At 67.8% G+C, this 14,334-nt stretch carries 13 protein-coding genes; 6 read left to right on the top strand and 7 right to left on the bottom strand.

The window, feature by feature from the left end; translation table 11 throughout:
* Positions 1 to 541: 541 nt before the first annotated feature.
* The 4 genes from ggt to H6844_20000 form a co-directional block, all read right to left on the bottom strand.
* Positions 542 to 2,233 carry a gamma-glutamyltransferase gene (gene ggt / locus H6844_19985; protein ID MCB9931684.1) on the bottom strand — a complete coding sequence of 564 codons (1,692 nt, stop codon included), beginning with the start codon at positions 2,231 to 2,233 and terminating at the stop codon, positions 542 to 544.
* 104 nt (positions 2,234 to 2,337) lie between these two features.
* On the bottom strand, positions 2,338 to 3,321 hold the full coding sequence (locus tag H6844_19990) for a 2-dehydropantoate 2-reductase (protein ID MCB9931685.1): 984 nt from the start codon (positions 3,319 to 3,321) through the stop codon (positions 2,338 to 2,340).
* A 231-nt stretch (positions 3,322 to 3,552) separates the two neighbouring features.
* On the bottom strand, positions 3,553 to 5,073 hold the full coding sequence (locus H6844_19995) for an AMP-binding protein (GenBank protein MCB9931686.1): 1,521 nt from the start codon (positions 5,071 to 5,073) through the stop codon (positions 3,553 to 3,555).
* A 103-nt stretch (positions 5,074 to 5,176) separates the two neighbouring features.
* Entirely contained in the window at positions 5,177 to 5,788 is a 612-nt protein-coding gene (locus tag H6844_20000) for a DUF2889 domain-containing protein (GenBank protein MCB9931687.1), read from the bottom strand.
* A 378-nt stretch (positions 5,789 to 6,166) separates the two neighbouring features.
* On the opposite strand from H6844_20000, the gene H6844_20005 reads away from it, so the two are divergent.
* Positions 6,167 to 6,769, top strand: a complete 603-nt coding sequence (locus tag H6844_20005; protein MCB9931688.1) for a hypothetical protein — start codon at positions 6,167 to 6,169, stop codon at positions 6,767 to 6,769.
* A gap of 4 nt (positions 6,770 to 6,773) precedes the next feature.
* Here H6844_20005 and H6844_20010 read toward each other — a convergent pair whose 3' ends face one another.
* The 3 genes from H6844_20010 to H6844_20020 all read right to left on the bottom strand — a co-directional run bounded on the left by H6844_20010 (position 6,774) and on the right by H6844_20020 (position 9,448).
* Entirely contained in the window at positions 6,774 to 8,084 is a 1,311-nt protein-coding gene (locus tag H6844_20010) for an HlyC/CorC family transporter (protein ID MCB9931689.1), read from the bottom strand.
* Between the two features lie 114 nt (positions 8,085 to 8,198).
* Positions 8,199 to 8,846, bottom strand: coding sequence for a uracil-DNA glycosylase (locus H6844_20015; GenBank protein ID MCB9931690.1), 648 nt, complete (start codon positions 8,844 to 8,846; stop codon positions 8,199 to 8,201).
* Positions 8,843 to 9,448, bottom strand: coding sequence for an NYN domain-containing protein (locus H6844_20020; GenBank protein MCB9931691.1), 606 nt, complete (start codon positions 9,446 to 9,448; stop codon positions 8,843 to 8,845). Before H6844_20020 ends, H6844_20015 begins: the two co-directional genes overlap by 4 nt.
* Before the next feature lie 254 nt (positions 9,449 to 9,702).
* Here H6844_20020 and H6844_20025 point away from each other — a divergent pair, with 254 nt between their 5' ends.
* Genes H6844_20025 through lepB form a run of 5 tightly spaced genes read left to right on the top strand, consistent with a single transcriptional unit; the run spans position 9,703 to position 14,310 of the window.
* The gene (locus H6844_20025) at positions 9,703 to 10,083 is read left to right on the top strand and encodes a DNA-directed RNA polymerase subunit omega (protein MCB9931692.1); all 381 of its coding nucleotides are present in this window, start codon (positions 9,703 to 9,705) and stop codon (positions 10,081 to 10,083) included.
* 47 nt (positions 10,084 to 10,130) lie between these two features.
* A complete protein-coding gene (locus H6844_20030; GenBank protein ID MCB9931693.1) occupies positions 10,131 to 12,302 on the top strand; it encodes a bifunctional (p)ppGpp synthetase/guanosine-3',5'-bis(diphosphate) 3'-pyrophosphohydrolase in 2,172 nt (723 codons plus the stop codon).
* Positions 12,303 to 12,335: 33 nt separating this feature from the next.
* Entirely contained in the window at positions 12,336 to 13,097 is a 762-nt protein-coding gene (locus H6844_20035) for a pyridoxine 5'-phosphate synthase (GenBank protein ID MCB9931694.1), read from the top strand.
* Positions 13,094 to 13,504, top strand: a complete 411-nt coding sequence (locus tag H6844_20040) for a holo-ACP synthase (protein MCB9931695.1) — start codon at positions 13,094 to 13,096, stop codon at positions 13,502 to 13,504. The genes H6844_20035 and H6844_20040 overlap by 4 nt, the downstream gene beginning before the upstream one ends.
* Before the next feature lie 56 nt (positions 13,505 to 13,560).
* A complete protein-coding gene (gene lepB, locus H6844_20045) occupies positions 13,561 to 14,310 on the top strand; it encodes a signal peptidase I (GenBank protein ID MCB9931696.1) in 750 nt (249 codons plus the stop codon).
* The last annotated feature ends 24 nt before the right edge of the window (positions 14,311 to 14,334 follow it).

Genomic DNA, 14,334 nt, shown 5'->3' on the forward strand with positions numbered 1-14,334 from the left:
AAGACCAATACAGAGTCCGTGTCTTGTGAGAAGCTCTCAGGCATGGGCTCCCGCTTCCGCGGGAGATTGGGAGGCAGGAGAGTGGGTCAACCAGTACCGAGAGCGCCCTAACTGACCGGACCGACGGTCGGGCATAGCGCCCGCGCGGGGGGAGTGAACCCCTCGCGCGGGCGTTTTTTTGTGCGGTGCCCACCGGTGTTGCGCCGCCCCGTGCCGGCCGCTGGAGCCGATGTTTGCGGGCCGAATCACAGAGTCCGGACGTGGTGGGAAACGCTCAGGCATGGGCGCCCGCCTGCGCGGGCGAGGTGGGGAGAGAAGGCGAGGTGGGCAAGAAAAGAGACGGGGAAGTGGGGCGGGAAAGAGAAGGGGAAGTGGGGCAGGAAAGGGGTGTACCCCGGACGGTGCGGAGCGCCGATCCGGGGACGGCTGCGAGGAGCGAACACGGACGGTGCGGTGTTCGGATGCAGACACCGGCCCCGGATGGCGGCTCCGCCCCCTCCGGGGTACAGCGGCTCTGTCCCCTCCTCCTGGGTGCAGCGGCTCAGAATTTCGGCCGTTCCGGCCAGTAGCGGACGCCTTCGCGGGCATAGCCGCCGCCGATGCCGATGGCCGTGCCGTCGGCGCGCCAGCAGGCGGAGCCGGCGAGCAGGCCGTCCTCGGCCATGGCGATGGCGTTCATGCCGGCGCCAATGCAGGGCGACGGCACCACCGCGTGGCCGAAGCCTTTCAGGCCGGCCTGCACCGCCTCGCCATAGCCGCCTTCCACCTCCACCGATTCGCCCTGGGTCCAGACCCGCGGCGCCTCGACGGCTTCTTGCAGGCTCATGCCGTGTTCCAGCAGGTTCACCAGCGCCTGCATGGCCGAGGGAAAGATGCGCAACCCGCCGACCAGACCCAGGGCATAGCGGACCCGGCCGTCGCGGCAGGCCATCATCGGGCTCATGCTGGTGGTGACGCGCTTGCCGGGGGCGACCGAGTTGGCGCGGCCCGGATGCGGGTCGAACAGGGCCATGTAGTTGTTGGCGACAATGCCGGTGCCGGGGATGATGAAGCGGGCGCCGAACAGGCTGTTGATGGTCTGGGTCGTCGACACCACCCAGCCGTCGGCGTCGGCCGTGTTCAGATGGGTGGTGTGGTCGCTCTCGTGCGCGCTGACGCCGGGCGCCCAGTCCCGGGTGCGGTCCGGGCGGATCTGCGCCCGGCGGGCGTCGGCATAGGCGGGGTCGAGCAGGCGGGCCACCGGCACGTCGACGAAAGCGGGGTCGGCGGTAGACGCGCCGCGGTCGGCAAAGGCGATTTTCAGCGCCTCCAGCAGCAAATGCGTCGCCTCCAGCGAGCCGAAGCCCATGCCGGCCAAGTCGAAGCCTTCCAGGATTTGCAGCATCTGGGCGATGTGGATGCCGCTGGCCGCCGGCGGCGGCGGGCCGATAATCTCGTAGCCGCGATACCGGCCGCGGATCGGCTCGCGCTGGATCGGCGCGCGGTCGGCCAGATCGGCCGGGGAGACGATGCCGCCGGCACGCGCCATGTGGTCGGTGAGCGCCCCGCCGATGGCGCCGTCATAGAAGGCGCCGATGCCTTCCTTCGCCAGGGTGCGCAGCGTCTCCGCATAGTTGCCCTGGACGATGCGCTCGCCGGCCCGGATCGGCGCGCCGCCCGGCAGGTAGAGCGCCGAAAGGTCGGGGCAGGCGGCCATGTCTTCGGCGGCCTCGTCGACGCATTCCGCCAGGTAGGAGGTGGCTGCAAAGCCGCGGGCGGCGTGACGGATGGCGGGCTCCAGCACGTCGGCGAGGGAGAAGGTGCCGAAGCGTGCCAGCGCCTCGGCCCAGCCGGCGAGGCTGCCGGGCGTCGCCATGGCGAGCACGCCGACGCTGTTCTTGCGGCCGACGGTTTCCAGCCGGCGGTCCGGCGTGTCGGCGACGGGCTCGAACAGGTCCGGGCGCGCGGCGAGCGGAGCCTTCGACTGGTTGTCGAGGATGACGTGCTCGCCCGCCGGCGTGCGGATGTGGAAAATGCCGCCGCCGGAAAAGCCCACCATCATCGGCTCGACCACGGTGAGGGTGAACAGGGTGGCGACCGCGGCGTCGACCGCATTGCCGCCGGCCGCCAGCATCTCCGCGCCCGCGAGCGCGCCGAGCGGATTGTTGGCGGTGACCATGCCGCGCGAGCCGGTGGCGGGGCGTTTCTCGCAGGCGAAGCGGATGTGGGCGCGCTCGCGCCAGGTGGGGGACATGGGGGCTGGCTCCGGTGAGGGGTGGCGTGTCTCCATCCAAGCGGATTTTCGCGGCGACGGCCAGAGTGGCCGGTTCTGCCCGGCAGTCGCGCCGCAACCCGCCCTCAGCGGGTCGGGTAGAGGCCGGCGACCTTGCCGCGGAGTTGCACCAGGGCCAGAACCGCGTCCAGCATGGGGGTATCGACGCCGACAATGTCGCCGAGCTCGGCGACGGCAGTGACGAGGGCGTCGATCTCCATCGGCCGGCCGCGCTCCAGATCCTGCAACATGCTGGTCTTGTGCGCGCCGACGGCGACAGCCCCGGCAATGCGCTTTTCGAGCGGCACCTTGAAGCGGGCGCCCAGCGCCTCGCCGACGGCCTGGCCTTCCTGCATCAGCTTGACCACCACCTCGCGCACGCCGGGGTCGGTGCCGATCTGCTCCAGGGTGGCGTGGGTGAGCGCGCTGATCGGGTTGAAGCAGAGATTGCCCCAGAGCTTCACCCAGATCTCGTCGCGGATGGCGGTCCGCACCGGCGCGCGCAGGCCGCCGGCGATCAGCGCCTTGGAGAGCGCCATCACCCGCTCCGTGCGCTCGCCCGTCGGCTCGCCGAGCGAATAGGTGTTGCCCTCGATATGCTGGCAGACGCCGGGCTCGACGATCTCGGTCGCCGGATAGACGATGCAGCCGATGGCCCGCTCCGGCCCCAGGTCGCGCCATTGCTTGGCGCCCGGATCGACGGTCTCCAGCGTCTTGCCTTCCAGCGCGCCGCCGAGGCCGTGGAAATACCACCAGGGCACGCCGTTCATGCAGGTGACGACGGCAGTTTGCGGCCCCAGCAGTGGCTGCATGAGGTCGACGACGCCGGCGGACTGGTGCGCCTTGAGCGTGACGATGACATAGTCCTGTGGCCCCAGGCTGGCCGGATCGTCGGTGGCGCGGGGATGGACGGTGAAGCTTTCGGCCTCGCTACGGAAGGTGAGGCCGTTCGCCTGCATCGCTTGCAAATGCGGGCCGCGGGCGATGAGCGAGACCTCGTGCTCGGTGCGGGCCAGCATGGCGCCCAGATGCGCGCCGATGGCGCCGGCGCCGTAGATCGCGATCTTCATCGGGGGGTCGATCCTTCCTTGCTATCGTGACCATGCATCGGCCCTGTCCGGGTGAGGCCGCGCCCGGTGGGCCGCCCCAACCCGTCATTGCGAGGCGGCGGAGACGCCGTGGCACTCCAGGTTCTGCCTCGGCAGGCGCCGGCTGGATTGCTTCGCCCGCTTCGCGGACTCGCAATGACGCGGAGGCGGGAGGCGGGAGGCGGTGCGGAGTGCCGGGTGAGGACAGTCGTGTCAGGCCCCCAATCCCAGCTTTTCCGCCAGGCCGATGCGCTGGAGTTTGCCGGTGGCGCCCTTCGGGATTTCCTCCAGGATCAGCACCTTGCGCGGCACCTTGAAGTCGGCCAGCCGCTCGGCGGCGAAGGCGCGGATTTCCTGCTCGGTCGCCTCCATGCCCTCGCGCAGCACGACGGCGGCGGCCACCTCCTCGCCCAGCGACTTGTGCGGCATGGCGAAGGTGACGCACTGGGCGATGGCCGGGTGGTCCATCAGCACATTGTCCACCTCCGGCGGAGAGATTTTCTCGCCGCCGCGGTTGATGATCTCCTTCAGGCGGCCGGTGATGGCGAGATAGCCATCCGCATCCATCACGCCCTGGTCGCCGGTGCGGAACCAGCCATTGGTGAAGGCGGTGGCGTTGGCGTCCGGGTTGTTCTCATAGCCCTTGGTGACGTTGGGGCCGCGGATCACCACCTCGCCGGTGCTGCCGGAGGCGAGAAGGGTGCCCGCCTCGTCCATGATCGCGACTTCCGGGCCGGCGGCGACGCCGACCGTGCCGGGCTTGCGCTGGCCGGGCGGCAGCAGGTTCGAGGCCATCTGGTGCGCGGCCTCGGTCATGCCGTAGCTCTCGATCACCGGGCAGCGGAAGGTGTCCTCCAGCGCGGCCATGACCTGCGGCGGCAGCGAGGACGAGGACGAGCGGATCAGGCGCAGATTGCAGCGCTTCACCGCGTCCGCGTTGCGGGGCGCGCGGGCGAGAATGGCCTGGTGCATGGTCGGAACCGCCGTGTACCAGGTGGGCTGGACTTCATCGGTCCAGGCAAAGAAGCGCAGGGCGTTGAAGCCGGGCGTGCACCAGACGCCGGCGCCGGCGGCGAGCGACGACAGCGTGGCCGCCATCAGGCCGTGAATGTGGAACAGCGGCATGATGTTCAGGCAGCGGTCGGCCGCGGTCAGGCCCAGGGTCTGGACGATGTGGCCGGCGGACGCGCAAATATTGCCCTGGGTCAGCGGCACGATTTTCGGCCGGGACGTGGTGCCGGACGTGTGCAGCACCAGGGCGATGTCCTCCTCCGCCGCGGCCCCGCTGGCGCTGGCGACGTCGCCGACGCCGCGGGAGAAGAGTTCGAACACGCCGGCCGGCGCGTCCTCCGGCACGGACAGGCGCAGCACCGGCACGTCCAGCCGGTCGGCAACGGTGACGGCGGCCGATTCGTCCCCTTCCAGCACCACCAGCGCCTTGGCGTTGAGATCTTCCAGGTAGAAGGCGAACTCGTCCTCGCGATAGGCGGGGTTCAGCGGCGCGGTGGTGGCGTTGGCGCCGATGGCGACGAAGGCCGCGGCCATTTCCGGCCCGTTCGGCAGGACGATGGCGACGCGGTCGTTGCGGCCGATGCCGAAATCGTTGAGCGCCCGGCCGGTATCGTCGGCGAGCTGGCAAAGACCCTTGTAGGTCAAGGGCATGCGCTCGGGTGCACCGATGGCGGGCGCGTCGGGGGCGCCGGTGCGCAACAATTCGCGGATGGTGGTAGCCATCGATCAGGATCCTCTACCGTAACGGTCACCGCCACGTTATACGGGACGGGCGGGGCGCCTGCCTAGGGCGTCATAACGGCAGCGGCATCGAGGCGGGATCGGGTTACGCGGCCGCGTCGGCGGCTTCGTCCTCTTCCGGGCCTTCGTATTTCTCCGGCCAGAGTTCGCGCACCACGGACCGGCGCGAGGAAAAGGCATAGCAGGAATTGAGCAGGCGCTCGTTCTCCATCGACTCGCCTTCGCTCACGCCATCGAGGCGCCGCCGATATTCCAGATAGGGAAAGACCGTCTGAAAGGCGGTGGTGCCCAGCGGGTAGAGCAGTTCCAGAATGTGGGTGCAGCCCTGGTCGCGGCCATAGAGCGCCTTCACCTTGCGCATATAGCCGGGGCCGATGCGGATGCCGGCCAGCCGCCGGAAGTTGAGCGCGGCCAGCGGGCAGATGGCATAGGGGGTTTTCTGGCTGAAGGCTTCCGCGGCGACGATGGTCAGGGTTTCGTCCACGGTGATGCGCACCAGCATGTCGTGCACCGGATCGCCGGGTTCGACCGTGCCGCGATGGTGGTTGTCGAACGGATAGGGCTTGGTGTCGGTGATATGGCCTTCGATGTCGAACAGGCCGTCCTCGCGCAGGTAGCCCTGGCATTCGACCTTGCGCGTGTGCAAGGGCGTGCGGCCCGCCGAGGCCTCGCTGAGGCCGCTGGGAAGATGGGGCATGAATGAATCCCGAATGGTGCATTGCAGCAATTGGCACCAGTCATACCGGCAGATACGGCAGCGGCGCAAGCCCCGCGGGCGCAGGGCAGGCTCCGGAATCGGGAATGGCTGGGCGAATCGGATGGGCGTTTCGGCTTCGAGGCGCGGCCAAGGCGGGCTTTTTTTGCGGTTGCGCGGTAGTGCAAATGCCGGAGATTGTCTGGCGTCGAGGCGATCTGCCCTTGGAATTGCACATTCTGCCGAGGGTTTGGGCTTTCTTCGCCGCAAAGAATGGCTATATGGCTAGCACTGACGTTCGAGTTGCCGGTGTCGGGCACGGTAGGAGTGTGCCGATGGCCGGCAGCCGCCGGTGTTTCAGAGCCGGGCAGGAGAGATGACGTGTTCGAACCGAACCAGCGATTGCGCTCCCGTATCCTGACCGCCGACGATCCGGTCTTTCTGTTGCGCTGGCTGCGCTATCCGACCCGGGTCGGGGCGGTCACCCCCAGCGGGCGTGCCCTGGCCGAGGCCATGGTGCGGCCGGTGGACTGGCAGAAGCCGGGGCATGTGGTCGAACTGGGCGCCGGCATGGGCGCGTTCACGCGCGTGCTGCTGGAGCGGGCGCCGTCCCTCGACCGGCTGCTGGTGGTGGAGCGCGACCCGGTGTTCTTCGCGCGCCTGCAACGGCGCTTTCCCAGCGCGCCGCTGGCCATGGGCGACGCCGCCGACCTGCCGGCGCTGATGGCCCGCCACGACGTGGAGGAGGTGGGCACCATCGTTTCCGGCCTGCCGCTGCTGTCGATGTCGCGCGAGGTGCAGCGCAAGATCGTGGTCGGCGCGCTGGAGGCCGGGCCGGACCCGGTGTTCGTGCAATTTACCTATGGCTTCCGCTCGCCGGTGCCGGTGCGCAAGCTGGCGGAATGGGGCGTGCGGGCCGAACGCTGCGGCTTCGCCGCCATGAACCTGCCGCCGGCCTGGGTGTGGTGCTACCGCAAGGCCTGATGCTCTAACCCTGCGCGTTCGCCGCCATGGCGGACGCGGCAGCGCGGCGCGCGTTCGGCGGTGAGATGCGCACGGCGCTGATGCGGTTGCCGGTGCGGCGCAGGATGCGGAAGCGGAAGCCGAAAAACTCGAAGGTCTGGCCCGCTTCGGGGATCAGGCGTGCCTCGTAGAGAATGAGGCCGGCGATGGTCGTCGCCTTGTCGTCCGGCAGGCTCCAGTCGAACTGGCGGTTCAGGTCGCGGATGGTGACCGTGCCGGCTGCGGTGACCGAGCCGTCGGGCTGAAGGCGGACGCCCGGCACGGAAATATCGGTCTCGTCGGTGATGTCGCCGACAATCTCTTCCAGAATATCTTCCAGCGTCACCATGCCCATGAGCGCGCCATACTCGTCCACCACCAGGGCGAAGTGCTCGCGCCGCTTGCGGAAGGCCTGCAACTGGTCCCAGAGCGTGGTCGTGTCCGGGATGAACCAGGGCTCGGCCGCGATTTCCTGCAGGTCGACATGGCTCAGTTCCGTGTCGCTGTTGCGCACGGCCCGCAGCAGCGCCTTGGCGTGCAGCACGCCGACAATGTTGTCCGGCTCGTCGCGCCAGAGCGGGATGCGGGTATAGGGGCTGTTCAGCACCTGATCGACGATCTCGCGCGCGGGCAGGCTGGCATCGACCGCGACCATGCGCGAGCGGTGGGTCATGACGTCGGCGGTCTCCACCTCGCCCAGTTCCAGCACGCTGCGCAGCATGTGGCGCTCGACATGGGTGTCCGGGTTGTCGGAGCGGTGCAGTTCGATGGCGCCGCGCAACTCCTCCTCGTGCGCCTCGTGGCTGGTGGCGGACTGGGGCGCAATGCGGAAGGCGCGCAGCAGGCCGCGCACGATCCACTGGACCGCGATCACCGCCGGCGCCAGCACGCGCACGACCCAGCGCACCAGCGGCGCGACCTTCAGCGCGGTCTGGTCCGGGTGGGTGATGGCGATGGTCTTGGGCAGCACCTCGGCGAAGATCAGCAGCAGCAGTGTCATGCCCAGGGTGGCGAGGGCGACGCCGGCCTGGCCGAACAGGCCGACCAGCACGCTGGTGGCGAGCGAGGCCGAGAGGATGTTGACCAGATTGTTGCCGAGCAGCAGGGCGCCCAGCAGCGTCTCCTTCTTCTCGCGCAGGCGCCGCACCGTTTCCGCCCGCTTGTCGCCCTTGCGGGCGCGGTGGTGGATGCGGGCGCGACTGGCGGCGGTCAGGGCCGTTTCCGACCCGGAGAAAAACGCGGAGACGCCGATCAGAACGATGACGGCAAGAGCGGACAACCAAAGATTGTCGGACATGGAGCCGGACCTTGTGACGGAGAGGGCGCGGATGGCTGCCGACTTAGTCGGTTGCGGCGGCGCTGGCAATGCAGAGCGGCAAAGGGGAGCGCTGCCGCCGGTGCCACCGCTGCCTCAGGGGCTGACAGGGGCAGCGCCCAGCCGGTCGAGGATAGCGGCGAACACGGCTTCGAACATGGCCGGGGTCAGGCGGCGGGTCTGGGTGTTGTAGCGCGAGCAATGATAGCTGTCGGCCAGGACGAGGCCACCGACCGCGTGCTGGGCGGCGTGGGCGAAGGGGAAGCGGGCCGGGCGCTCGCCCAGGGCGCGGACCACGCTCTCGTGCGCGATGCGGCCCAGGGCGATGACGGCCCGCAGATTGGGCATGCCCGTCAGCTCGCCGGCCAGATAGGGCCGGCAGGCGGCGATTTCGGCTCCGGTCGGCTTGTTCTGGGGCGGCAGGCAGCGCACGGCGTTGACGATGCGGCAATCGACCAGTTCCAGCCCGTCCGCCGGGTCGGCCCCGTAGCTGCCGCGGGCGAGGCCATGGCCGAGCAGGGTCGCATACAGCAGGTCGCCCGCATAGTCGCCGGTGAAGGGGCGGCCGGTGCGGTTGGCGCCGCGCAGGCCCGGCGCCAGGCCGACGATCAGCAGCCGCGCGCTTTCCGGCCCGAACGAGGGGACCGGGGCGTTGTGCCAGTCGGGAAAGGCGGCGCGTTGCTCCGCCCGGAACGCCGCAAGGCGGGGACAGCGCGCGCAATCGGCGGCGGGGGCCTCAATCAATTGGTGACGGCGTCCTCGTCGTCGTAGAACTCGTCCTCGTCGTCCGGGTCGCTCGGCCGTTGCGGTCGTCCGCCCGAACGCTCGACAAAGGGCTGGAGGGCGGTCAGGTCGACGAAGTGGTCGGCCTGGCGCCGCAATTCGTCGGCCACCATCGGCGGCTGGGTCTTGATGGTCGAAACCACGGTCACGCGCACGCCGCGGCGTTGCAGGGCCTCGACCAGCCGGCGGAAATCGCCGTCGCCGGAGAACAGCACGATGTGGTCGCAATGATGGGCCATCTCCATGGCGTCGACCGCCAGTTCGATGTCCATATTGCCCTTGATCTTGCGACGCCCCATGGCGTCGGTGAATTCCTTGGTTGGCTTCGTGATCATCGTGAAGCCGTTGTAATCCAGCCAGTCGATCAACGGGCGGATCGGCGAGTATTCCTGATCTTCCATTAGGGCGGTATAATAGAACGCCCGTTTCAGATAGGTATTTTTCCGAAAATAAGTAAGAAGTTTCTTGTAATCAATGTCGAAATTAAGGCTCCGAGCGGCCGAATAAAGATTCGCACCGTCTATAAAAAGTGCCGTTCTTTCGTCGGGATAGTCCTTTACCATGTAAAATCCGGTGCTAGAGGTTGGTGCTTGGCGCAACTGCTGCGCGCAAGGGCAATGTCTGATTCGTCAATACCTTCGGCGCAATGCGCCCCATGTGACCTTATGTATACATTGCCAGAGTGTTTCGCAAGAAAGGAATCCAGTCGGCCGCTATAGTGACGGTTCGCGCGGATTGCCGCGCAATTTGGCCACGCCGTTGCAGAGCAGCATGGCGATGCCTATAATATCGGTTTGTTCGAATTGGAGATTGCCGAATGGCGCGCGTGACCGTCGAAGATTGTGTGGAACTGGTTCCGAACCGGTTCGAACTGGTGGTGCTGGCCGGCCAGCGCGCCCGGGAAATCTCGGCCGGCGGCGAACTGACCATCGATCGCGACCGCGACAAGAACCCGGTGGTGGCGCTGCGCGAAATCGCCGAATCCACGGTGGCGCTCGACGATCTGCGCGAGGGCGTGGTGCAGAGCCACCAGCGCCAGGTCGAACCGGCATTCGCCGACGACGAGCAGGGGCAGGCCATGCTGGGCGGCCCCGGCATGGACGACGACGATCCGCCGCCCGCCGAGGAACTGGATCTGGCATCCCTGGCGCGGGAACTGGCCCAGCAGGCCGGCGACTTTCAGAACCGGGACGACTGACTCCAACCGGCAACGGCTGCGGTCTCTGGCGTTGAGGATGAACGGGCGTGCTGCGGCACACTGATCTGCTGACCTCTGTACGAGAATACGATCCCGACGCCGACGTCGATAGCATCGAACACGCCTATCGCTTCGCGGCGGAGGCGCATGGCAGCCAGCGCCGGGCCTCCGGCGAGCCCTATATCTCGCACCCGCTGGCGGTGGCCGGCATCCTGGCCGGCAAGCGGCTGGACCCCGCAACGATCAAGACCGCCCTGCTGCACGACACGGTCGAGGACACGCAGGCGACGCTGGGCGAGCTGACCGACCGGTTCGGCGGCGAGGTCGCGACCCTGGTCGACGGCGTCACCAAGCTTTCCAAGCTGGAATTGCAGCCGGACCAGTCGAAGCAGGCGGAGAATTTCCGCAAGCTGGTCGTCGCCATGTCGCGCGACATCCGCGTGCTGGTGGTCAAGCTGGCGGACCGGCTGCACAACATGCGCACGCTCGGCTATGTGCGCAATCCCGAGAAGCGCGCGCGCATCGCCAACGAGACGATGGAGATTTATGCGCCGCTGGCCGAGCGGATCGGCATGCAGGACTGGCACGACGAACTGACCGACCTGGCGTTCGCCGAACTGCACTCCGAGGCGCGGCGCTCGGTGCTGGCCCGGCTGGACTATCTGCGCGAGCGCGGCCACAGCCTGGTGGACCGGGTGATCGAGACGCTGCGCCACGACCTGGAGAGCGAAGGCATCAAGGCCGAGGTCTCCGGTCGCGAGAAGCTGCCTTATTCGATCTGGGAGAAGATGAAGCGCAAGGATGTGCCGTTCGAGCAACTGACGGACATCATGGCCTTCCGCATCATCGTCGACGACGTGCACGATTGTTATCGCGCGCTGGGCGTGATCCATGCCAAGTACCGGGCGGTGCTGGGGCGCTTCAAGGATTATATCAGCCTGCCGAAGCTGAACGGCTACCGCTCGATCCACACGGCGGTGATCGGGCCGGAGAATTTGCGGGTCGAGGTGCAGATCCGCACCCGCGAGATGCACCGGGTGGCCGAATACGGCGTCGCCGCGCACTGGAATTACAAGAGCGCCGACGGCGCGGCCATGGCCGACGGCTTGGTGACCACCGACGGCTTGCAGTACAGCTGGATCCGCGGGCTGCTGGAAATCCTGGAACAAGCGTCCGGCGCCGACGAGTTCCTGGAGCACACGCGCCTCGAAATGTACAAGGACCAGGTGTTCTGCTTCACGCCGGGCGGAACGCTGATCCCGCTGCCGCAAGGGGCGACGCCGGTGGATTTCGCCTATGCGGTGCATTCCGACATCGGCGACCATTGCGTCGGCGCCAAGGTGAACGGCAAGCTGGTGCCGCTGCGCACCAAGCTGCAGAACGGCGACCAGGTGGAAATCTCGACCTCGCGCGGTCGCAGCCCGTCGCCGGAATGGCTGCAATTCGTCGTCACCGGCAAGGCGCGGGCGCGGGTGCGGCGGGCGGCGCGCCTGCGCGAGCGTGACCAGTATATCGCGCTCGGCAAGGAAATCCTGAAATCGGTGTTCGCCACCAACCGCGCCGATCTGAACGACCGCGCGCTGGCGCCGGCGCTGGACCATTTCGGCTATAGCACGGCGGACGACTTCCATGCCGCGCTCGGCGAAGGCCTGCTCGGCGAGCAGGCGGTGGGACAGGTGCTGTTCCCGAACAGCGGCGCGGCCGACGGCAATGTGGTGGCGCTGGCTCCGGCCCGGCGGCAGAAGGCGCGGGACAAGGAGCAGGTCAACGGGCTGAACGGCGCCATTCGCGGCCTGATCCCCGGCATGGCCATGCATTTCGCCCGCTGCTGCCATCCGCTGCCGGGCGACGCCATTGTCGGCATCGTCACCACGGGCAAGGGGGTGACGATCCACACCGCCGACTGCGCCTCGCTGGAGAGTTTCCGCTTCACGCCGGAGCGCTGGCTCAATGTCGACTGGGACCCGGACGCGATCGTCGGCCATGTGGCGCGGCTGCGGCTCTCGTCCGCGCACCAGCCGGGACAGCTGGCGCAGATCACCGCCAGCATTGCCGCCAACCGCGGCAACATCACCAATCTGCGCTTCACCAACCGGGCCGAGGACTTCTTCGACATCCTGATCGATATCGAGGTGACGGACGTCTCGCACCTGGGCAATATCATTGCGGCCTTGCGGGCGTTGCCGACCATCGCATCGGTCGAACGCGCCCGCGGCTGACGCGCGCCCGCCCCGCAGGAAGATTTTTTGCCGATGGCACTGCCCCCTCTCCGGCTTGGTATCAATGTCGACCACGTCGCGACCGTGCGCAATGCGCGCGGCGGCCTGCATCCCTGCCCGGTGCAGGCGGCTTTGCTGGCCCGCGCGGCCGGCGCCGACGGCATCACCGCGCATCTGCGCGAGGACCGGCGCCATATTCGCGACGCGGATATCCGTCGCCTCAAGGACGAGGTGGGTCTGCCGCTGAATTTCGAGATGGCGGCGACGGCGGAAATGCGAGATATCGCGCTCGCGACCCTGCCGCATGCGGCCTGCCTGGTGCCGGAAAAGCGCGAGGAACTGACGACCGAGGGCGGCCTGGACGTGCGCGGCCACCACAACAGCATCGCGCCGGTGGTGCGGGCGCTGGCGGATGCCGGCATCCGTGTCTCGCTGTTCGTCGAGGCCGACCCGGAGCAGCTGCGCGCCGCCGTCGACGTGGGTGCGGCGGTGGTGGAATTGCATTCGGGCGCCTATTGCGACGCGCCGGCAGCCGAGCGCCCGGCCCTGCTGAAGCGGCTGCGGGACGCGGCGGCGCTGACGGCGAAGCTGGGGCTGGAATGCCATGTGGGCCACGGCCTCACCTACGACACGGTCGGGCCGGTGGCGGCGATTCCGGAAGCGGTGGAATTGAATATTGGCCATTTCCTGATCGGCGAGGCGATCTTCACCGGCCTGGAGGCGGCGATCCGGCGGATGCGCGCGGAAATGGATGCAGGCCGAGCCGGGGCGGAGCCGCGGGCAGGGGGGCGATGATTCTGGGAATCGGCACCGATCTGGTCGATATCCGTCGCCTGGAAAAGTCGCTGGACCGGTTCGGCGAGCGCTTCATCTGCCGCATTTTCACCGCGGTCGAACGGCAGAAGTCGGAGCGGCGGGTGCAGCGCGCCGCCAGCTATGCCAAACGCTTTGCAGCCAAGGAAGCCTGCGCCAAGGCGCTGGGCACCGGCATTGCCAAGGGCGTCTATTGGACCGACATGGGGGTAGAGACGCTGGAAGGGGGGCGGCCCACCATGCGCCTGACCAATGGTGCGGCTGCGCGGCTCGCCGCCTTGACGCCACCCGGCATGCGCGCGCAGATAGACCTCACCATCACCGACGACTACCCGCTGGCGCAGGCATTCGTGGTGATTTCGGCCGTCCCGGCGAGCGGGACGGAGTAACGGCGCGTGCCGGCTCGCCCGCGCGTTTTTTGGACAGCCTGACGGATCCATAAGGAATGACCCAAGTGGCAAAACAGTCGAGCGGCGGATTGTTGTCGATCTTGCGAACCGTGGTGATCGCGGGCGCCATCGCGTTCACCTTCCGCAGTTTTGCGTTCGAACCGTTCAACATTCCGTCGGGGTCGATGTTGCCGACCCTGCTGGTGGGCGATTTCCTGTTCGTCTCGAAATACTCTTACGGCTACAGCAAATATTCGTTTCCGGGCAGCCTGGACCTGTTTTCCGGCCGCATCGGCGGATCGCTGCCGGAGCGGGGCGACGTGGCGGTGTTCCGCTGGCCGCGCAACACGTCCATCGACTATATCAAGCGGGTGATCGGCCTGCCGGGCGACCGCATCCAGATGCGCGCCGGCCGGCTCTACATCAACGGCACCCTGGTCGAGCGCGAGCATGTCGGCACGTTCGAGGATACGGACGAGCGCGGTGTGGTCACGCGGCTGCACATGTATATCGAGACGCTACCGAACGGGGTGCGCCATCACATCCTGGAGCGCAGCGACCGCGAGCAGCTTGACAACACGCCGGAATACGTGGTGCCCGAAGGGCATTTCTTCGCCATGGGCGACAACCGCGACAATTCCCAGGACAGCCGCGTCATGAACAGCGTCGGCTTCGTGCCGCTGGAAAATCTGGTCGGACGGGCGGAAGTGCTGTTCTTCTCCATCGACGACAGCAAGGGCTGGTTGTTCGGCATTCCCAACGGCATTCGCTGGAGCCGGCTCTTCAACAGCATCTCTCCCGGGTGAGGCGCGCGTGAGCAAGGGCGGACC

It is taken from the genome of Alphaproteobacteria bacterium, from assembly GCA_020638555.1.
Taxonomy (GTDB): Bacteria; Pseudomonadota; Alphaproteobacteria; order Bin95; family Bin95; genus JACKII01.